The organism is Nonomuraea sp. IBHARD001, assembly GCF_056106265.1.
Genome location: NZ_JBWBBW010000002.1, coordinates 1,176,615 through 1,194,853, shown reverse-complemented (window position 1 = coordinate 1,194,853; position 18,239 = coordinate 1,176,615). Strand labels below are relative to the sequence as shown.

Genomic DNA, 18,239 nt, shown 5'->3' with positions numbered 1-18,239 from the left:
CGAGCGTGTGAGCAACGACGCCTACACCCGCGCCCAGGAAGCCGCAGCCGCACTGCGCAAGGCCACCGACCTCGATGTTTTCGACGTCGCCCTCGTGATGGGATCGGGCTGGGTGCCCGCGGCCGACGCGATCGGCGAGACGTTGACCGAGGTCCCCGTGACCGAGCTGCCGGGGTTCGCCCCGCCCGCCGTCGCGGGGCACGCGGGCCGTGTGCGTGTCGTGCGCACGCCTTCGGGCAAGCACGCGCTGATCTTCCTCGGCCGCACGCACTACTACGAGGGCCTGGGCGTCGAGCCGGTCGTGCACGGCGTGCGCACGGCGGTCGCGGCGGGCGTGCGCACGGTCGTGCTGACCAACGCCGCCGGAGGGCTGCGGCCCGAGACGCAGAATGTCGGCGACCCGGTCCTCATCAGCGACCACATCAACTTCACCGGCGCCAACCCGATCACCGGCGCCACCTTCATCGACCTGACCGAGGTGTACTCCAAGCGCCTGCGCGCCCTCGTCCGCCGGGTCGACCCCTCGATCGCCGAAGGCGTCTACGTGGCCTTCCGCGGCCCGACCTACGAGACGCCCGCCGAGATCCGCATGCTGCGCACGTGGGGCGGCGACCTGGTCGGCATGTCCACCGTGCTGGAGGCCATCGCCGCCCGTGAGGCCGGGGCCGAGGTCCTGGGCCTGTCGCTGGTCACCAACCCCGGCGCGGGCCTGGTCGGCGAGCCGCTGAACCACGAGGAGGTGCTTGAGGTCGGCAGGAGCACCGCCACCCGGATGGGCGTCCTGCTCGCCCAGGTGGTCGACCAGCTGTGAGCGACGCCGACGAGGTGCTGCGGCAGGCGCGGGCCTGGCTCGCGCAGGACCCCGACCCCGAGACGAGGGCCGAACTCGAAGCCCTGCTCGACGACCCCGCGGCACTGGCCGCCAGATTCGGCTCCCGGCTGGAGTTCGGTACGGCGGGCCTGCGCGGCGAGCTCGGCGCCGGTCCCAGCCGGATGAACCGTGTCACCGTCATGCGGGCCGCCGCCGGGCTCGGCGCCGTGCTCGGCCCCGGCAGGCATGTCGTCGTCGGCTACGACGCCAGGCACAAGTCAGACGTCTTCGCCCGTGACACCGCCGCCGTGCTGACCGGCATGGGGATACACGTCTCGCTGCTGCCCAGGCCGCTGCCGACGCCGGTGCTGGCCTTCGCCGTACGCCACCTGGGCGCCGACGCTGGCGTCACGGTGACGGCGAGCCACAACCCGCCGCGTGACAACGGCTACAAGGTGTACTGGGGCGACGGCTCGCAGATCGTGCCGCCGATCGACGCGCGGATCTCGGCGGCGATCGACGCGACCGGCCCGGTGGACGAACTCCCGCTCGGAGCGCCCTACGACAAGACGGCCGGGTCGGGCACGTTCACCGAGCTCGGGGACGCGCTGGTCGAGGACTACATCGCCGCGGTGGTCGCCCTGCCGATCGGCGGGGCCAGGTCGCTGCGGGTGGCCTACACGGCGCTGCACGGCGTGGGGGCGGCGACGCTCAACGGGGCCTTCCTCGCGGCCGGGTTCGAGAGCCCGGTCGCGGTGACCGAGCAGCGCGATCCCGATCCGGACTTCTCCACCGTCGCCTTCCCCAATCCCGAGGAGCCCGGCGCGATGGACCTGGCGCTGGCCCTGGCCGCCGAGGTGGGCGCCGACCTGGTGCTGGCCAACGACCCCGACGCCGACAGGTGCGCGGTCGGCGTGCCGCTGGCCGGGGGCGGTTACCGCATGCTGACCGGTGACGAGGTGGGCGGCCTGCTGGCCGAGCACGTCATCGAGGGCACCTCGGCGCCCGACCGGCTGGTGGCGACCACGATCGTGTCGTCCTCGCTGCTCGGGAAGATCGCGGCGGCGCACGGCGTGCGCTACGGCGAGACGCTGACCGGCTTCAAGTGGATCATGAAGGCGGGCGAGGGCCTGGTCTTCGGCTACGAGGAGGCGCTCGGCTACAGCGTCGGCTCGGACGCCGGTCTGCCGGTGCACGACAAGGACGGCATCGGCGCCGCCCTGACCGTCGCCGGGCTCGCCGCGAAGGCCAAGGACGAGGGGCGTACCCTGCTCGACCTGCTGGACGATCAGGCCGTGCGCCACGGCGTGCACGCGACCTCGCAGGTGTCGGTCAGGGTGGCCGATCTCGGGCTGATCACCGCCATGATGCAACGGCTGCGCGCCGAGCCGCCCGCCGAGCTCGGCGGGCGTGCGGTCGAGCGGGCCGACGACCTGAGCCTCGGCTCGGCCGAGCTGCCCCCGACCGACGGGCTGAGGTACCACCTGGCCGGTGGCGCCCGCGTGGTCGTGCGGCCGTCGGGGACCGAGCCCAAGCTCAAGTCCTACCTGGAGGTCGTGGTGCCCGTCACCGGGACCGTGGCCGAGGCCAGGCAGGCCGCGTCGGCCGGGCTGCGGGCGCTCGAAGACGACCTGAAGGCCGTGCTCACACCTCGGTGACCGCGATCTGCAGTTCGGTCACCCACAGGGCCTTGTCCGCGGGGCAGTCCAGCGACACCTCGCGGGCCAGGCCGTGCGCCTGGTAGCCGTTCTCCTCGATCCAGTGCGCCAGGGCCTGGAAGGTCGGGTCGACCTCCTCCATCGGCCCGTTGTGCACGATGGTGGCGGCCAGCTCGACACCGGGCAGCACGGCCAGGTCGAACCCCTGGCCCGCCGCGGGCTCACCGGCCACCGGGAAGCAGGCCCGCACGTCGACCCGGCCGTCCGGGCGGGCTTCGTACACGGCCACCCCGGGTCCGGCCATCCGGGTGCGCGACGCGTCGAGCACGGCGCACAGCTGCTGGAACAGCGGGGTCAGGACAGGTCCGATGTCCTCGCCGTCGTAGCTGGCCACGACGGCTTCGAGCTGGGCGACCTTGGCGGCGGCGATGGACTTGAGCTGGACGTCGGCGGTGGGCATGCGCCCCTCCTTCTCGATCATCCGGAGCCTCGTCTCGACCCGGCGCAGCCTGGCCCCGTCGGCGGCGATCCGCGCCTCCAGCTGGGCTCTGCGCAGGCGTACCATGCCGTGCAGTTCCTCGGTGCTCACCTTGTCGTCGAGGATGGCCTGGACCTGCTCCAGGGTGAAGCCGAGGTCCTTGAGCGCGACGACGCGGTTGAGCCTGGCGAGCTGCCCGGCCTGGTAGCCGCGATGCCCGGTGACGGGGTCCACGTGTGCGGGTCTGAGCAGGCCGATCGCGTCGTAGTGCCGCAACATGCGCACCGACACACGACCCAGCCCGGCGAAGTCTCCGATGCTGAACATGACTCCTCCAGGTCTAGGGGGTGACACCGTGTCAGGTGCAAGCCCGCCCGCCGGTTGTCGATCGGCGGGGAGGCCTCACGCCGGGCCGGCGTGGGCGGCCAGGATGCGCCAGCCGTGCTCGTCCGTGCGGATCCACGTGCGCGTGTAGCTCATCCGTCCGGCGAACGGCGTGCCTGCGACGCTGCCCTCCAGGGTGCCGAGGAAGCAGGTGACGCCGGTGTCGCCGGCGACGAGCACAGTGAGGTCCTCCTGAAGGAGCTTCGTCAGGACCAGCGTGCGTGAGCGGTGGTTGTCGAGGTCGAGCTGCTTGGCATCGGAGTGGCTGCGGTTGTCCGGCGGTCCGGTGAAGACGAGCCGGTCGTCGATCAGCCGGTCCAGTTCCTCGACGTCCCCGGCGAGCTGTGCCGCCTGCAGGCGGTGTTCGGCCTTCGTCAGCTCGTCGACGAGGGTGGTGTGGTCGGTCATGAGGCACACTCTCCAGTGATCGATCCCGTACGAAATAACCAGAGTAGTGCTCATGAAGTGGCCCCGGCCCGGCGCGGTCGGTTCAGGCCGCCGCGTCAGCCGGAGCGCACGGGCAGCACCAGCAGGTCGTCGCCGCTGCGCCGTACCTCCAGCGGGCAGCCGTAGACGTCGCTGAGCCGGTCCTGGTCGAGCACCTCATGCGGCGGGCCCGAGCCGGTCACCCTGCCGTTCTTCATCAGGACGATGCGATCGGCGTAGCCTGCGGCCAGGTTGAGGTCGTGCAGGACGACCAGGACCGCGTCGCCCGCCCTGGCGCGTTGCCTGGCGATGCGCATGACCTGTTCCTGGTGGCGCAGGTCGAGGGCCGCCGTCGGCTCGTCGAGCAGCAGGGCGGGTGCGCGTTGCAGCAGGACGCGGGCCAGGGAGACGCGGGCCTGCTCGCCGCCGGACAGCGTGGGGAAGCTGCGGTGCGCCAGATGGGCGACGTCGGTGCGGGCCAGCGCCTCGTCGAGCTCGGCGGGGGTGTGCGCCCTGCCGTACGCTCCCATCGCGACGACCTCGGCCACGGTGAAGGGGAAGGCCAGGGTGACCTTCTGCGGCAGCACCGCGCGCAGCCTGGCCAGTGCGGCGGGACGCAGGCCGGTCAGGGAGCCGCCGCCGATGGTGACCGTGCCGCTCTGCGGCCTGAGGTCTCCGGCGAGCACCGACAACAGGGTCGACTTGCCCGCCCCGTTGGGCCCCGCGACCGCGACGAGCTCGCCCGGCGCCACGTCCACCCCGACGTCGTCGAGCAGCAGCGCCCCGCCCACCCGCAACGACACCCCACTGGCCGCGATCATGCCCACCCTCCCTGCTCGGCCCTGGTACGGCGCAGCAGCCACAGGAAGAACGGCCCGCCGATGAGCGCCGTCAGCACGCCGATCGGCAGTTCGGCGGGCACGACGACGGTCCTGGCCACCAGGTCGGCCAGCAGCAGCACACACGAGCCCGCCAGCGCCGATGCGGGCAGCAGGATGCGATGTCCGGGCCCGGCGACCAGCCTGATGAGATGCGGCACGACGAGCCCGACGAAGACGATCGACCCGGCGGCGGCGACGGACGCGCCGGTCAGCAGTGCGGCGACGACGATGACGGCCACGCGTACGCGCTCGGTGTCGACGCCGAGATGACGTGCGCCGCGCTCACCGAGTGCGAGCAGGTCGAGCGAGCGTGCGAACGGCGGCATCAGCGCCAGCCCGGCGACCACGAACGGCGTCACGGCCCCGACCAGCGGCCAGGTCGCACCGCCGAGCGTGCCGAGGTTCCAGAAGGAGATCGAGCGCAACTGCGCGTCGGTGGCGATGAAGGTGAACAGGCCGACGATCGCCATGGCGATGGCGTTGATCGCGATCCCGGTCAGCACGAGCGTCACGACCTCGGTACGCCCCTGCGACCTGGCCATGGCATAGACGACGAAGGTGGTGACGAGTCCGCCGACGAAGGCCGACACCGCGACCGACCACTCCCCGAACGCGCTGACGCCGAGTACGATCGCGCCCACCGCGCCGACTGCCGACCCGGCGGAGACGCCGATGACGCCCGGCTCGGCGAGCGGGTTGCCGAACACGCCCTGCAGTCCCGCTCCCGCGACCGCGAGCGCCGCGCCGATCACCACGGCGAGCACCACGCGGGGGAATCTGATCTGCCACAACACCTGCTGGTGCTCTCCGCCGCCGGTGAGCACGTCGCCGAAGGGGATCTGGACCGCGCCGATCCCCGCCGACGCAACGCACAGCGTGGCGAGCAGCACCGCGAGAGCGGGAATCAGCGCGATCTTGACCACCGTGCGGCCGGGCGAGGGGGCGGACGACCGCGCAGCCCCCACCCCCTCCTCCCGGCCGACGGCCGTGGCACGCCCCACGCTGTGGGACACGGGACGCGCCTCGTTCTGGGCGCCGCCCGCGTTCACGGGCGGCGGTTCTTCGTGCTGGGCGTCGTCCGCGGGCGACGCCCCGTGCTGGGTATGGCCGGCGCTCGGCGCCTGCCGTACCTGGTCGGGGGGCGGGTTCACTTCGTGGCGAAGGCCGTGACGAGCTTGTCGAGCGCCTGGCCGGTGCGCGGGCCCATGCCGAGCAGTTCCAGGTCGTCGAGGGAGACGAAGCGCTTGGCCTTGCCCGCAGGGGTCTGGGCGACGCCGGGCAGTTCCAGCAGGCCCTTCTCGCCGCCGATGGAGTCCACGCCCATGCTCATCACGAGGATGACGTCGGGGGCGGCCTCGACCATGGCCTCGGCGGTGATCGGCTTGAAGCCCTTCACCCCGGCCTCGGTCCCGGCGTCCACGCCACCGGCGGCGACGATCATGGCGTCGGCCCGGGTGCCCGCGCCGCCGATCTGGTAGGTCTTGGACTGGCCGCGCAGGTAGAGGAAGGCCACACGCGGCTTCTTCGCCGCCTGGTCCACCTTGGCCTTGGCCGCGTCGATCTCGCCCTTCGTCTTCGCCGCGAGCTCCGCGCCCTTGTCCTGCAGGCCCAGGGCGGCGGCCACCTGCTCGATCTTGCCGGGCACCTCGTCGACGGAGGCCGCGCCCGTGGGCACCAGCACGAGCGGCACACCGGCGCCCTTGAGCTGCTCGATGACCGGCGGCGGGCCCGCCTCCTCGGTGCCGATGAGCAGGGTTGGCTTGAGCGACAGGATGCCTTCGGCCGCGAGGGCCCGCTGGTAGCCGATCTGCTTCTTGGTCCTGGCCTCGGGCAGGCCCATCGCCGACAGGTCGACGCCGACGACCTGGTCGGCCTGGCCCAGTGCGAACACGATCTCGGCGACATCGCCGGTCAGCGCAATCACCCGGGCGGCGGCAGCGGGGGCCTGCGTGCCGGGGGCGGAGGCGGAGGCCCCCGCGGCCGGCTCGGTCGCGGCCTGGGGCTGAGCTGCCTGTCCGCAACCGGCGAGGGCGAGCGCCCCCGCGGCGAGCAGGGTGACGATTCCGCGCTTCACTGTCGCGCCTCACTAACTTAGGTAAGCCTTAACTAACAAAGGCAAGGCATACCTAAGCAGCAAAAAGTTGGCCCGTCAAGGTTGCCGACCGAGGACCGGAACTGTCCGCAATTACGCCTAACGTCGAGGTCATGACCGAGATCAAGCCCTTCCGCGTCGACATCCCCCAGGCCGACCTCGACGACCTGCACCGCCGCCTGGAGCACACGCGATGGGACGAGCAGCCCGAAGGGGTTGGCTGGAGCCACGGCGCTCCCGTGAGCTATCTGCGTGAGCTGGCCGAGCACTGGCGCACCGGCTACGACTGGCGCGCGCAGGAGGCCAGGCTCAACTCCTTCCCGCAGTTCACCACCGAGATCGACGGGCACCCGGTGCACTTCCTGCACGTGCGCTCGGCCGAGCCCGGCGCGCTGCCGCTCGTGCTCACGCACGGCTGGCCGGGTTCGATCGTGGAGTTCCTCGACGTCATCGGCCCGCTCACCGATCCGGCCGCACACGGCGGCGACCCCGCCGACGCCTTCCACGTCGTCGTGCCCTCCATCCCCGGTTTCGGCTTCTCCGGCCCCACCCGCGAGCTCGGCTGGAGCATCGCCAGGGTGGCCAAGGCGTGGGCCGAGCTCATGGCCAGGCTCGGCTACTCCCGCTACGCCGCGCACGGCGGCGACTTCGGCGCGGTCATCTCCAGGCAGCTCGGCCTCATCGACTCCGAGCACGTCGTGGCACTGCACCTCACCTCGATGTTCTCGGCGAGTGCGAGTGCCGACAACGCCGACTTCTCCGTCGAGACCGAAAAGCGCAGCGTCGAGGCCGGATACCGCTACCAGTACGAACTCGGCGGCTACTCCAGCATCCAGGCCACCAGGCCGCAGTCGGTCGCACACGGCCTGACCGACTCCCCCGTCGGCCAGCTCGGCTGGATCGTCGAGCGCTTCAAGGACTGGACCGACTCGACCGACGCGCCCGAGGACGCCGTCGACCGTGACGCCATGCTGACCAACGTCATGCTGTACTGGCTGACGCGCACCGCGGGCTCGTCGGCCCGCTACTACAACGAGGGCATCGAGACCTGGGGCGAGCCCGAGCCGTACTCCCCCGTGCCCACGGCCGTCGCGCACTTCCGGCACGACATCGCCGTGCCCGTCAGGCGGCTGGCCGAGCCCAACCACAACATCGTGCGCTGGACCGAGTTCGACCGGGGCGGGCACTTCGCCGCCATGGAGGAGCCGGACCTGGTCGTCGGCGACCTCCGGGCGTCACTGCGCGACTACCGCTGAGCCATCGGGTGTTCGCGTCGATGACGGCGCGAACACCGGCGGCGGCTGCCATCATGTCCACCCGTGCCCTATGAACCCGCCTCCTGTGAACCCGTGTCTTGTGAACCCGTCTTCTATCAGCGTGGCCAGATCCTTCACCTCCATCTCTACCTCGGCGGGCAGCTCGGTATGACGGCCCCGTTCCGCGTCGTCGAGCACACCGACGCGGGACTGGTGCTCTGGCTGGCCGCGCGCTCGCCCATGTGGCGCACCGATCTGCCGCCGGGCGCCCACCTGCGCGACGTGCCGCCCGAGCGACGCCCCGAAGGCGGCCTGCCCGTCGTCGCCGACCACTGGCAGCGCCACGACACGCTGATCTTCCAGCCGGAGGGCGCCGGGCATGCCGTCTGGTGGCTGTTCGACGCGGTCAGACGCTTCCAGGGCTGGTACGTCAACCTGGAACGACGGGTCAGGCGAGGTGTCGACCTGCTGGTGGAGGACCTGGAGCTGGACGTCACGGTGGCGGCCGACCGGTCGTGGCAGTGGAAGGACGAGGAGTCGTTCGCCGCCAAGACCGGCCATCCGGCGTACTGGAGCGCCCAGGAGGCCCAGGCCGTACGCGCGGAGGGGGTTCGGGTGATCGAGACGGCGCTGGCGGGCGCGTTCCCCTTCGACGGCACGTGGTGCGACTTCACACCGCCCGAGACGTGGGAGCTGCCGCCGCTGCCGCCGCCTCCGGCCACGACGCTGGCTCGCTCCCCGCTGGTCAACGGCGGATAATCACCGCATGCCGACCACCACGCCCGTCCTTTCGCGTCGTGCGCTCAACCGTGCCCTCCTCGATCGCCAGCTGCTGTTGCGCAGGCACACGATGACGCCGCTCGCCGCCGTCGAGCACCTCGTCGGTATGCAGTCGCAGGCGCCGAACCCGCCGCACATCGGGCTGTGGACACGGCTGACCGCCTTCCACCAGGACGAGCTCGGCGCTCTGCTCACCGAGCGCGCCGCCGTACGGCTGGTGCTCATGCGCGGGACCATCCACCTGGTCAGCGCCCGCGACTGCCTGCAGCTGCGGCCGGTGATCCAGCCGCTGCTCGACCGGTGGCTGCGCACCACGCACGGCAAGGGCATGGCCGAGTCGGTGCTGGCCGAGGTGGCCGCGCAGGGCCGTGCGCACGTGGACGAACGGCCGCTCACCTACGACGAGCTCGGCGTGCTGCTGGGCGAGCGGTGGCCGGACGGCGATGCGATGGCCCAGGTGATCAGGGGGCTGGTCCCGCTCGTCCAGGTGCCGCCGCGTGGCATCTGGGGCGCGGTGTCGCAGGCCAGGCACACCAGCGCGGAGAGCTGGCTCGGCGCTCCGCTCGGCGACGGATCGGCCGTCGAGGAGATGGTCACGCGCTACCTGGCCGCGTTCGGGCCCGCCTCGGTCAAGGACGTGCAGACGTGGTCCGGTCTGACCGGCCTGCGTGCGGTCGTCGAGCGGCTGCCCGGCCTGGTGAGGTACGCCGACGAGCAGGGCGTCGAGCTCTACGACCTGGCGGGGGCCGAGCTGCCCGACGCCGACACCGAGGCGCCGGTCAGGTTCGTGCCCGAGTTCGACAACCTGCTGCTCTCGCATGCCGACCGCACCCGTGTGCTCGACCCCGCCCATCGCCGTGCGGTGTTCACCGTCAACGGGATCATCAGGGCCACCGTCCTGGTCGACGGCTTCGTCGCGGGCACCTGGAAGCTGGTGGAGACCAGGAGCCAGTCGGCCCTGGAGATCACCCCCTTCGTCCCCCTGCCCTCCGGGGTACGGCAGGCGCTGATCGAGGAGGGCACCGCGCTGCTCGCCTTCACCTCGCCCGAGGCCAAGGGCGTGGCGATCAGGTTCGCCCAAGGATGAGAGCGCCTCCCCGCCCCAGGAGGAGCGGGCGGCGCGTCGGCCGCACGACGGATGAAGGCGGCGCTCCTGCTGAGGACGGAGTGCCGAGCGACCTTTGCCCGATGTGGGGCCGGGGCCCGCCGCGACAGGCTCGTGGGCATGAGAACACCGAAGACGGCACTGGCCCTCACCGCCGCGGCGGGCCTCGTACTGAGCCTCACCCCTGCCGCCCAGGCGGCCGGCAGGCCCGCCTGTGCGAGCGCGGCGACCCAGCGCGCCCTGGACGACCTGGTCAGGAGCGGAGGCGCGCCCGGCATCGCGATGGCGATCACCGGACCGCGCTGCGGCTCCACGACGCTCGCGGCCGGAGTCGCCGATCGCAGGAGCGAACGGCCCATGCGCGGCGACGAACGGTTCCGGATCGGCAGTGTCACCAAGACCTTCACCGCCACCGTGGTGCTGCAACTCGCGGGCGAGGGCAGGATCGACCTGGACGCCCCCGTCGAGCGCTACCTGCCCGGCACGTTGCCCGACGCCTCCACCACGGTCAGGCAGGTCCTGCAGCACACGGCCGGGCTCGCCGACTATGTCGACTCCGAGGAGTTCGCCGACGCCGAGAAGCGCAGGTTCCAGCACTTCGACCTGCCCGACCTGGTCGCGGCCGGGCTGCGCATGCCCAGGCCGGCCAAGGCGTGGAGCTACTCCACGACCGGCTACGCCGTCGCCGGGCTGCTGGTCGAGAAGGTGACGGGCCGGCCGGTGGGCACGGAGATCACCCGGCGAATCGTCGAGCCGCTCGGCCTGCGCGGCACCCTGTGGCCCGGCGACCAGCCCAAGATCAAGGGGCGGCACGCCCGGGGGTACTTCGCCGCCGAAGGCACGCTCTACGACGTGACCGAGTGGAACATGTCGTTCGCCGGGCCCGGCGGCGGCATGATCTCGACGCCGTCGGACCTGAACCGCTTCTTCGGCGCCCTGTCGTCAGGCAGGCTGCTGCGCCCGGCCCAGCTCAGGCAGATGCGCACCACCGTGCCCGCCGACCCCGCCCGGATGTGGCCGGGCGCCAAGGCCGGTCTCGGGCTGTTCGGGACGGCCCTGAAGCACTGCAAGGGCACCTGGTGGGGCCACGGCGGCGGCTGGATCGGCTACCGCACCCTCGCCGCGAGCACCCCCGACGGCCGCCAGGTCGCCATCACCATCAACAAACACCCCAACGACGTCACCCCCCGCCTCCTCGACCTCCTCGACGCGACCCTCTGCACCACACGCTGACCACAAACTCAGCTTGCCACGAAGGCGATCACGACCATGGCGATGGCCAGCGCGCAGACCGCGAGGGCGTCCCATGCCCAGGTGACCTGTGCGGGGGCGGACTCGGCCGGGCGGCGGGCGGCGGCTTCGGCCTTCTCCCTGATCTGCTCGGCCACCCAGTCGGCATGCGTCTTGCCCGCCAGTGCCTCGGCGGCGGCCTGCTCGGCCTTGGTCCTGACCGGCTCGGTCCGGTGCGGGCCGCGCTGCTGGACGGGCAGGCCGCGCCGTACGGCCCTGGCCCGTTCGCGTGCCGAGGCCTGCGGCGTCCAGGCGCGCACGGTGGCGCCCTCGCCGTAGGTGATCGCGATGGCATGCGACACGGTGACCTCGCCGACCGACGCCCACGGCAGCACTACGGTGCGCAGCGGGTTGCGCACGCGCAGGACGTCCTCGGTGACGACGGTCGCCGGACGCAGCGAGGTGAGGTACACGATCGCGGTCACCACGGCCAGCACGGCCCCGGCGACCAGCGACGGCGCCCCGTTGTAGCGCAGGGTGAGATCCAGCGCGTTGGCCGCGACGAAGGCGACCCAGATCCAGCCGAGGACGAAGGCGAAACGCGAGCGGTATACGCCGGTCACGACTGCCACTTGAGCTGGGCGAAGCCGGGCTTGATCCGGCCGTTGATCAGCGCCAGCCGCTCGTCGAACGGGATGAACGCCGACTTCATGGCATTGACCGTGAACCACTGCAGGTCGTCCCAGCCGTAGTCGAACGCCTCGACCAGCTTGGCGAACTCCTCCGAGACCGTGGTGCCGCTCATCAGCCGGTTGTCGGTGTTGACGGTCACCCGGAAGTGCAGGCGGCGCAGCAGGCCGATCGGGTGCTCGGCGATGGAGGCGGCGGCCCCGGTCTGCAGGTTGGACGTCGGGCACATCTCCAACGGGATGCGCTTGTCACGGACATAGGCCGCCAGCCGCCCGAGCTTGGCGCCGTCGTCGGAGATGTCGTCGATGATGCGCACACCGTGGCCGAGCCGGTCGGCGCCGCACCACTGGATGGCCTGCCAGATCGAGGGCAGCCCGAACGCCTCGCCCGCGTGGATGGTGAAGTGCGCGTTCTCCCGCTGGAGGTACTCGAACGCGTCGAGGTGGCGGGTGGGAGGGTATCCGGCCTCGGCGCCGGCGATGTCGAAGCCGACCACGCCGACGTCGCGGTAGCGCACGGCCAGCTCGGCGATCTCCATCGAGCGCGCCTGGTGCCGCATGGCGGTCAGCAGTGTGCCGACCCTGATCCCGCGTCCCTCCGAGCCGATCCGAAACCCTTCGAGCACGGCCTCGACCACCTGGTCGAGCGTGAGCCCGGTCGTGGTGTGCTGCTCGGGCGCGTAACGCACCTCGGCGTAGACCACGCCGTCGGCCGCCAGGTCTTCGGCGCACTCGGCCGCCACCCTGACCAGCGACTCCCTGCTCTGCATGACGCCGACCGTGTGATCGAACGTCTCCAGGTAGCGCTCCAGCGACCCCGAGTCGGCCGCCTCCCTGAACCACTCGCCCAGCAGGGCGGGGTCGGTCGTGGGCAGCCGGTCGTAGCCGCTCTCGCGGGCCAGATCGACGATGGTCGCGGCCCGCAGACCACCGTCGAGGTGGTCGTGGAGCAGCACCTTGGGCGCGCGGCGGATCTCGTCGAGGGTAGGTCGCTGGCTCATTTCGTCATTCTACGCACCGGCGACCCACCGCTCACTCGTCTCGGTGCACGGTGTCCGGGTGGAAGGCGGGCAGGCAGACCGCGATGTAGTCGGCCCCTTCGGGGCCGCAGCTGTAGCGGATCTTCTCCCCCGCCTCCGTCACGATGGACTGCCCCGCGTGCACCTCGGTCGTGCCGCCCGCGTGCTCGACGACGACCGTGCCGCGCAGCACGACGGTGTACTCGTCGAACTCGGGCGTCTGGGCGGGCTCCTCCCAGCCCGCGGGTGCGCGCATGTGCGCGATGGACAGAGCCTCGTCGCCGCTGTTGACGCGGCCGATGTGCTCCTCGATGACCTTGCCGCCCGGCACCGGGATCCGGGTCGCCGCTTCGATCTTTCTCACCACGGATGTCAGTGTGCCACGTCGATGACCAGTCGGTTCGGCCCGGTCTGCTTCCTGACGCTGAATCCGGCCCTGTGGTCGAGCACGATGCCCACGCCGACGGTGGCCTCGAAGTCGCCCGTCTTGACGACGTTCTGCACGTTGCCCAGGTCGGCGACGAAGATCGGCCCGCCGCTCCAGGTGGGCTTGCCCGTGGTGGTGTGGGCGTTGGCCGGGTTCATGGTGAGCTGGAGATAGGCCCCGCCCTTGACGTCGATGGGATCGCCGGACCCGTCCTGGACCAGCTCGTCCACCCAGGTGACGCGGTAGCTCGGCACGTCGCCCTTGAGGTCGACCACCACCCGGTCGAAGCCGTCGTGCGCGGCGAACCGCACGGCGGTGACGAGCGGCGGTTCGGAGACCGGATTGTCCTTGCTGACCTCGGCCGTACTGGTCGGCACCGCGACGGGCGGCGACGGCTTCACGGTCGGGGCGGGCGCCGAGGTGGCGACGGGAGGCGATGTCACGGGAACACTGGCCGAGGTGGTGGGCCCACCGGTCGTGGTACCCGGCCCCACGGGCCCGCAGCCCGCGGCGACCATCGACGCGAACACGAGCACGGCCGGTACGGCGAGCACACGGGAGGAGCGCATACCCGATAGATGCCCACGACAGCCGCCTTGACGCCCGCCGTACCAGGACGGTATGGCGACGGCCCCCGGAGGAGGTCTCCCCGGGGGCCGCGATGCGAGGCGGGTGTGCTCAGACGGTCTCGTAGACCTTGGCCTCCTCCACGGCCGGCTCGCGCCTGCGCCGGAACGACAGTCCGGTCGCCGCGACCGCGAGCCCCACGAGGGCCAGCACCAGCGGCACCACCAGCGCCGAGCGCAGCCCCTCGATCGGGTCCGCCGATGTCGAGCCCGAGGTGAACACCGCGGTCACCAGTGCGAGCACGACCGCGCCGCCGACCTGTCCCGAGGTGTTGAGCAGCCCGGAGGCCAGCCCCTGCTCGTCGTCGTGCACCCCGGCCACCGCCTGGATGTTGAGCGAGGGGAAGGAGAGCCCGAACGCGACGCCGAGCAGCGCCATGGCGGGCAGCACCATCCCGGCCACACTGGGCGTCATGTCGGCGCCGAGGAAGATGGCATAGCCTCCGGCCAGCGCGGCCGAGCCGATGACGATGAGCTTGCCGGTGCCGAACCTGTCGGCGACGTCGCCCATCTTGGTCGAGGTGAGCGCGACGATGAGCCCGGCGGGCAGGAAGGCGAAGGCGGTCTCCAGCGCCGACCAGTGCAGGATGTTCTGGAAGTACTGCATGGCCACGAACTGGAAGCCCACATACGAGCCGAACAGGATGACGAGCCCCAGGTTGGCCCGGACGATGGGGGCGGACCTGAGCAGGCCGAGCCGGATCAGCGGGTGCTTGACCCGCAGTTCGGCGAAGACGAACGACGCCAGCAGCGCCCCCGCGCCCGCCAGTGTCAGCACGGTCTGCAGCGCGCTCACCTCGGGCGCCTGCACGACGCCGTAGACGAGCAGGAGCATGGAGCCGGTGATGGTGACGGCGCCGATGATGTCGTAGCCGCCTTCGGCCCGCTCCTCGCGCACCTTGGGCAGCAGCTTGAGCGCGGCGACCAGCGCGATGATCGCGACGGGCACCGGCATGAGGAAGGTCCAGCGCCAGCCGAGCGTGGTGAGGAAACCGGACAGCACGAGGCCGAGCGAGAAGCCGCTGGCCCCGCTCGCGGTGAAGATGCTCAGCGCCTTGTTGCGCTGAGGGCCTTCCGGATAGGTGGTGGTGATGATGGACAGGGCGGCGGGCGCGGTGAACGCGGCGCTCACCCCCTTGACGAAGCGGGCGGCGATCAGCAGCGCCGGGTCGTTGACGAGACCGCCGAGCAGCGAGGCGACGGCGAAGACGGCCAGAGCGACCAGGAACACCCTGCGTCGCCCGACCAGGTCGGCGGTGCGGCCCCCGAGCAGGAGCAGACCGCCGTAGCCCAGCACGTAGCCGCTGACCACCCACTGCAGCGAGGCAGGCTCCATGCCGAGGTCGGCCTGGATGGCGGGCAGGGCGACTCCGACCATGGACACGTCGAGAGCGTCAAGGAAGATCACAGCGCAGAGCACGGCGAGCGCGCCCCAACCAGATGTCGAGCGGGTCATGAAGGAAGACATTACATGCACCTGCATCTTATGCAACAGCATTTAATTCCGTTGCATAAGATTTAACGCGGTGGTACGCTCCGCGACATGAACGATGAGGCGGTGGTCGCCCGCTGGCACGACGTGCTCGCCAAGCACGCCAGCGCCTCCTGCCTGCTGGAACGCGAGCTGGGCGACAAGTACGGCATCGGCCCGAGCGAGTTCGAGGTGCTCGACAGGATCGTCGGGTCGGAGTGCAGGACCTTCCGGGTCCAGGAGCTGGCCGACGCCGTCCATCTGAGCCAGAGCGCGCTCTCCCGCGTGATCGCCCGCCTGGAGAGGTCCGGCCTGGTCTCGCGCTCGGTCTGCTCAAGCGACCGCAGGGGCGTCTCGGTCTGCATCACCGACGCCGGACGCGCCCGGCACGCCGACGCCCTGCCCGCCCACCGGGCCATCCTGGCCAAGGTGTTCGGCTGACCCCGGGGTCCACCCGAGCGACGATTTTCCGTACCCCTAAAAAAGCACGACCGATCGGTCATATAGAGTGGGGCGTATGACCGATCGCATCCGTCAGGACGGCCGCAGGCTCAAGGGGCAGCGCAGCCGCGACGTCATTCTGGAGAAGGCGGTCTCGCTGGCCTCCGTCGAAGGGCTCGACGGCCTCTCGCTCGGCCGTCTGTCACAGGCCACCGGCATCAGCAAGTCCGGATTCTTCGCTCACTGGCCGGACAAAGAGCATCTGCAGCTCGATGCCGTCGCCTGGGCCACCCGGCAGTGGGTCGAGCACATCGTCGCCCCGGCGCTCGCCGAACCCCGGGGCGTCAGACGCGTGTTCGCCCTGCACGAGCGGCGGCTGGCCTTCTACCTCGACGGCGTGCTGCCGGGCGGGTGCTTCTTCCTCACCGTGCAGGCCGAGTTCGACGACCGGCCCGGACCACTGCGCGCCGCCGTGGCCAAGGCGCTCGGCGACTGGATCGCGCTGCTCAGGCGGCTGATCGAGGAGGCCGTCGTGCTCGGCGAGCTCCGCGACGACGTCGACCCCGCCCTGCTCGCCTTCGAACTCGACGCCTTCGGCGACACCGTCGTCCTGCACACCCGCCTGCTCGACGGCCAGGCCGGAGCCGCCCACTCCCGCCAGGCCGCACTGCAGCGCCTGCGCTCCCTGTCCACCGACCCGTCCCTGCTTCCGGAGGCCTGACGCCATGACCACCTCAGTACTCGAAGGCGGCCACACCGCACTCACCCAGGTGCACTTCGACGACCTCGACGCCATGGGCCTGCTGCACAACGCCCACTACGCCGTCCTGCTCGAACGCGCCATCACCGCCTTCTGGCTGGACAACGGCTGGTCGTTCGACCTGGCCAGATCCCGCTTCGAGGACGGCTTCCTGGTCGTGCGGGAGTTCACCATCACCTACAACGCCCCCATCGTCGGCGTGGGCGACATCCCGGTGCACTTCTGGATCGACCACCTCGGCACCACCAGCGCCGTGTACGGCTTCCGCGTCCTGTCGCGCGACGGCTCGCTCGTGCACGCCGAAGGGCGCAGGGTGAATGTCAACATCGACCCCGGCACCCTGCGCCCCAAGCCCTTCAGCCAGGACCTGCGCAAGGTGGCGGAGTCGCTGCTGCTCACGGGTGCGAGCTGATCACCGCGACCCGCCGGCGGCTCAGGCGATCCGGTCGATGATCAGCGGCAGGTGCTCGGCCGAGGCCGGGCCCACCGCGTAGGCCCCATCCAGTGCCGCCAGCGCCCGGTCGAAGCGTGCCGTCTCGTCGGTGTGCAGGGTGAGGAGGGGCTGGCCCTCGCGTACCAGGTCGCCGGGCTTGGCGTGCAGGGTGACACCGGCGCCGAACGACACGGGGTCCTCCTTGCGGGCGCGCCCGGCGCCCAGCCGCCAGGCGGCCAGGCCGACCCCGTAGGCGTCCAGGCGGGTCAGCACGCCCGATGCGGGGACGTTGACGGTCATGGTCTCGGCGGCGCGCGGCAGGATGGCGTCGGGGTCGCCGCCCTGTGCCGAGATCATCCGGCGCCAGGCGTCCATCGCCGAGCCGTCCTTGAGCGCCTCGGCCGGGTCCTTGCCCGAGACGCCCGCCGCCTGCAGCATCTCGCGCGCCAGGCGCACGGTCAGCTCCACCACGTCCGACGGACCGCCACCGGCCAGCACCTCGACCGACTCCTCGACCTCCAGCGCGTTGCCGACCGCCCGGCCGAGCGGCTGGTCCATGGCGGTGAGCAGGGCGACCGTGCGCACACCGGCGTCGGTGCCGAGCGCGACCATCGTCCGGGCGAGCTCGCGGGCCTGCTCGACGGTCTTCATGAAGGCGCCCGAGCCGACCTTGACGTCGAGCACGAGCGACCCGGTGCCTTCGGCGATCTTCTTGGACATGATCGAGGAGGCGATGAGCGGGATCGACTCGACCGTGCCGGTGACGTCGCGCAGGGCGTAGAGCTTCTTGTCGGCGGGTGCGAGCCCGGCGCCCGCCGCGCACACGACGGCTCCGGCGTCGCGGATGACGTCGAGCATCTCGGCATTGGACAGCGAGGCACGCCAGCCGGGGATGGACTCCAGCTTGTCGAGCGTGCCGCCGGTGTGACCGAGGCCGCGCCCGCTGAGCTGCGGGACGTAGGCCCCGCACGCGGCGACGAGCGGGGCCAGCGGCAGTGTGATCTTGTCGCCGACACCGCCGGTCGAGTGCTTGTCGGCGGTCGGCCCCGCCAGCATCGACCAGTCCATGCGCTCGCCCGAGCGGATCATCGCCTGGGTCCAGTCGGCGATCTCGCGCCGGTTCATCCCGTTCAGCAGGATGGCCATGGCCAGCGCCGACATCTGCTCGTCGGCGACCACGCCCTGGGTGTAGGCGTCGATCACCCAGTCGATCTGCGCGGTGGGCAGTTCGCCGCCGTCGCGTTTGGTGACGATGACCTCGATGACGTCCAT

Annotated in this window: 20 protein-coding genes; 9 read left to right on the top strand and 11 right to left on the bottom strand. The window is 71.4% G+C overall.

Annotated elements, in window-relative coordinates:
- The first annotated feature begins 7 nt into the window (after nucleotides 1-7).
- Together ACTWNK_RS07920 and ACTWNK_RS07915 are read left to right on the top strand one after the other, a co-directional pair.
- A complete protein-coding gene (locus ACTWNK_RS07920; RefSeq protein ID WP_474303199.1) occupies nucleotides 8-811 on the top strand; it encodes a purine-nucleoside phosphorylase in 804 nt (267 codons plus the stop codon).
- Nucleotides 808-2,469 (top strand): phospho-sugar mutase, encoded by a 1,662-nt coding sequence (locus ACTWNK_RS07915; protein ID WP_474303198.1) that lies wholly within the window; start codon nucleotides 808-810, stop codon nucleotides 2,467-2,469. Before ACTWNK_RS07920 ends, ACTWNK_RS07915 begins: the two co-directional genes overlap by 4 nt.
- Here ACTWNK_RS07915 and ACTWNK_RS07910 read toward each other — a convergent pair.
- The 5 genes from ACTWNK_RS07910 to ACTWNK_RS07890 form a co-directional block, all read right to left on the bottom strand.
- Nucleotides 2,456-3,274, bottom strand: coding sequence for a MerR family transcriptional regulator (locus ACTWNK_RS07910; RefSeq protein WP_474303197.1), 819 nt, complete (start codon nucleotides 3,272-3,274; stop codon nucleotides 2,456-2,458). The genes ACTWNK_RS07915 and ACTWNK_RS07910 overlap by 14 nt on opposite strands.
- A 75-nt stretch (nucleotides 3,275-3,349) precedes the next feature.
- A complete protein-coding gene (locus ACTWNK_RS07905; protein ID WP_474303196.1) occupies nucleotides 3,350-3,739 on the bottom strand; it encodes a nuclear transport factor 2 family protein in 390 nt (129 codons plus the stop codon).
- Nucleotides 3,740-3,834: 95 nt separating this feature from the next.
- A complete protein-coding gene (locus tag ACTWNK_RS07900) occupies nucleotides 3,835-4,578 on the bottom strand; it encodes a heme ABC transporter ATP-binding protein (RefSeq protein ID WP_474303195.1) in 744 nt (247 codons plus the stop codon).
- On the bottom strand, nucleotides 4,575-5,789 hold the full coding sequence (locus tag ACTWNK_RS07895) for a FecCD family ABC transporter permease (protein WP_474303194.1): 1,215 nt from the start codon (nucleotides 5,787-5,789) through the stop codon (nucleotides 4,575-4,577). Before ACTWNK_RS07895 ends, ACTWNK_RS07900 begins: the two co-directional genes overlap by 4 nt.
- On the bottom strand, nucleotides 5,786-6,712 hold the full coding sequence (locus ACTWNK_RS07890; RefSeq protein WP_474303193.1) for a heme/hemin ABC transporter substrate-binding protein: 927 nt from the start codon (nucleotides 6,710-6,712) through the stop codon (nucleotides 5,786-5,788). The genes ACTWNK_RS07895 and ACTWNK_RS07890 overlap by 4 nt, the downstream gene beginning before the upstream one ends.
- 131 nt (nucleotides 6,713-6,843) lie before the next feature.
- Between ACTWNK_RS07890 and ACTWNK_RS07885 the strand changes: the two genes are divergently transcribed.
- From ACTWNK_RS07885 to ACTWNK_RS07870, 4 genes are all read left to right on the top strand, one after another.
- Nucleotides 6,844-7,986 carry an epoxide hydrolase family protein gene (locus ACTWNK_RS07885; protein WP_474303192.1) on the top strand — a complete coding sequence of 381 codons (1,143 nt, stop codon included), beginning with the start codon at nucleotides 6,844-6,846 and terminating at the stop codon, nucleotides 7,984-7,986.
- A 168-nt stretch (nucleotides 7,987-8,154) separates the two neighbouring features.
- Nucleotides 8,155-8,745, top strand: a complete 591-nt coding sequence (locus tag ACTWNK_RS07880; protein ID WP_474303191.1) for a ribonuclease FAU-1 family protein — start codon at nucleotides 8,155-8,157, stop codon at nucleotides 8,743-8,745.
- Between the two features lie 7 nt (nucleotides 8,746-8,752).
- Nucleotides 8,753-9,853: a winged helix DNA-binding domain-containing protein gene (locus ACTWNK_RS07875; RefSeq protein ID WP_474303190.1), complete on the top strand. Its 1,101-nt coding sequence runs from the start codon at nucleotides 8,753-8,755 to the stop codon at nucleotides 9,851-9,853.
- A gap of 138 nt (nucleotides 9,854-9,991) precedes the next feature.
- On the top strand, nucleotides 9,992-11,104 hold the full coding sequence (locus ACTWNK_RS07870) for a serine hydrolase domain-containing protein (protein ID WP_474303189.1): 1,113 nt from the start codon (nucleotides 9,992-9,994) through the stop codon (nucleotides 11,102-11,104).
- A gap of 8 nt (nucleotides 11,105-11,112) precedes the next feature.
- Here the strand turns inward: ACTWNK_RS07870 and ACTWNK_RS07865 are convergent, their stop codons facing one another.
- The 5 genes from ACTWNK_RS07865 to ACTWNK_RS07845 all read right to left on the bottom strand — a co-directional run bounded on the left by ACTWNK_RS07865 (nucleotide 11,113) and on the right by ACTWNK_RS07845 (nucleotide 15,318).
- Entirely contained in the window at nucleotides 11,113-11,724 is a 612-nt protein-coding gene (locus ACTWNK_RS07865; protein ID WP_474303188.1) for a PH domain-containing protein, read from the bottom strand.
- Nucleotides 11,721-12,791, bottom strand: a complete 1,071-nt coding sequence (locus tag ACTWNK_RS07860; protein ID WP_474303187.1) for an adenosine deaminase — start codon at nucleotides 12,789-12,791, stop codon at nucleotides 11,721-11,723. The genes ACTWNK_RS07865 and ACTWNK_RS07860 overlap by 4 nt, the downstream gene beginning before the upstream one ends.
- Before the next feature lie 31 nt (nucleotides 12,792-12,822).
- On the bottom strand, nucleotides 12,823-13,176 hold the full coding sequence (locus tag ACTWNK_RS07855; RefSeq protein ID WP_474303186.1) for a cupin domain-containing protein: 354 nt from the start codon (nucleotides 13,174-13,176) through the stop codon (nucleotides 12,823-12,825).
- A 5-nt stretch (nucleotides 13,177-13,181) separates the two neighbouring features.
- On the bottom strand, nucleotides 13,182-13,805 hold the full coding sequence (locus tag ACTWNK_RS07850; protein ID WP_474303185.1) for an AMIN-like domain-containing (lipo)protein: 624 nt from the start codon (nucleotides 13,803-13,805) through the stop codon (nucleotides 13,182-13,184).
- A 109-nt stretch (nucleotides 13,806-13,914) separates the two neighbouring features.
- Entirely contained in the window at nucleotides 13,915-15,318 is a 1,404-nt protein-coding gene (locus tag ACTWNK_RS07845) for an MFS transporter (protein WP_474303184.1), read from the bottom strand.
- Nucleotides 15,319-15,405: 87 nt separating this feature from the next.
- On the opposite strand from ACTWNK_RS07845, the gene ACTWNK_RS07840 reads away from it, so the two are divergent.
- The 3 genes from ACTWNK_RS07840 to ACTWNK_RS07830 all read left to right on the top strand — a co-directional run bounded on the left by ACTWNK_RS07840 (nucleotide 15,406) and on the right by ACTWNK_RS07830 (nucleotide 16,946).
- Nucleotides 15,406-15,774 (top strand): MarR family transcriptional regulator, encoded by a 369-nt coding sequence (locus ACTWNK_RS07840; protein WP_474303183.1) that lies wholly within the window; start codon nucleotides 15,406-15,408, stop codon nucleotides 15,772-15,774.
- Between the two features lie 76 nt (nucleotides 15,775-15,850).
- On the top strand, nucleotides 15,851-16,495 hold the full coding sequence (locus ACTWNK_RS07835) for a TetR/AcrR family transcriptional regulator (protein ID WP_474303182.1): 645 nt from the start codon (nucleotides 15,851-15,853) through the stop codon (nucleotides 16,493-16,495).
- A gap of 4 nt (nucleotides 16,496-16,499) precedes the next feature.
- Nucleotides 16,500-16,946, top strand: a complete 447-nt coding sequence (locus ACTWNK_RS07830; protein WP_474303181.1) for an acyl-CoA thioesterase — start codon at nucleotides 16,500-16,502, stop codon at nucleotides 16,944-16,946.
- A gap of 21 nt (nucleotides 16,947-16,967) precedes the next feature.
- Here the strand turns inward: ACTWNK_RS07830 and ACTWNK_RS07825 are convergent, their stop codons facing one another.
- Entirely contained in the window at nucleotides 16,968-18,239 is a 1,272-nt protein-coding gene (locus ACTWNK_RS07825) for a thymidine phosphorylase (RefSeq protein WP_474303180.1), read from the bottom strand.

Excerpts from the sequence above, each read along its gene's own strand:
- ACTWNK_RS07910 (WP_474303197.1), bottom strand. The coding sequence starts at position 3,274 with ATGTTCAGCATCGGAGACTTCGCCGGGCTGGGTCGTGTGTCGGTGCGC.
- ACTWNK_RS07905 (WP_474303196.1), bottom strand. The coding sequence starts at position 3,739 with ATGACCGACCACACCACCCTCGTCGACGAGCTGACGAAGGCCGAACAC.
- ACTWNK_RS07900 (WP_474303195.1), bottom strand. The coding sequence starts at position 4,578 with ATGATCGCGGCCAGTGGGGTGTCGTTGCGGGTGGGCGGGGCGCTGCTG.
- ACTWNK_RS07885 (WP_474303192.1), top strand. The coding sequence starts at position 6,844 with ATGACCGAGATCAAGCCCTTCCGCGTCGACATCCCCCAGGCCGACCTC.
- ACTWNK_RS07880 (WP_474303191.1), top strand. The coding sequence starts at position 8,155 with ATGACGGCCCCGTTCCGCGTCGTCGAGCACACCGACGCGGGACTGGTG.
- ACTWNK_RS07875 (WP_474303190.1), top strand. The coding sequence starts at position 8,753 with ATGCCGACCACCACGCCCGTCCTTTCGCGTCGTGCGCTCAACCGTGCC.
- ACTWNK_RS07870 (WP_474303189.1), top strand. The coding sequence starts at position 9,992 with ATGAGAACACCGAAGACGGCACTGGCCCTCACCGCCGCGGCGGGCCTC.
- ACTWNK_RS07860 (WP_474303187.1), bottom strand. The coding sequence starts at position 12,791 with ATGAGCCAGCGACCTACCCTCGACGAGATCCGCCGCGCGCCCAAGGTG.
- ACTWNK_RS07850 (WP_474303185.1), bottom strand. The coding sequence starts at position 13,805 with ATGCGCTCCTCCCGTGTGCTCGCCGTACCGGCCGTGCTCGTGTTCGCG.
- ACTWNK_RS07845 (WP_474303184.1), bottom strand. The coding sequence starts at position 15,318 with ATGACCCGCTCGACATCTGGTTGGGGCGCGCTCGCCGTGCTCTGCGCT.
- ACTWNK_RS07840 (WP_474303183.1), top strand. The coding sequence starts at position 15,406 with ATGAACGATGAGGCGGTGGTCGCCCGCTGGCACGACGTGCTCGCCAAG.
- ACTWNK_RS07835 (WP_474303182.1), top strand. The coding sequence starts at position 15,851 with ATGACCGATCGCATCCGTCAGGACGGCCGCAGGCTCAAGGGGCAGCGC.
- ACTWNK_RS07830 (WP_474303181.1), top strand. The coding sequence starts at position 16,500 with ATGACCACCTCAGTACTCGAAGGCGGCCACACCGCACTCACCCAGGTG.
- ACTWNK_RS07825 (WP_474303180.1), bottom strand. The coding sequence starts at position 18,239 with ATGGACGTCATCGAGGTCATCGTCACCAAACGCGACGGCGGCGAACTG.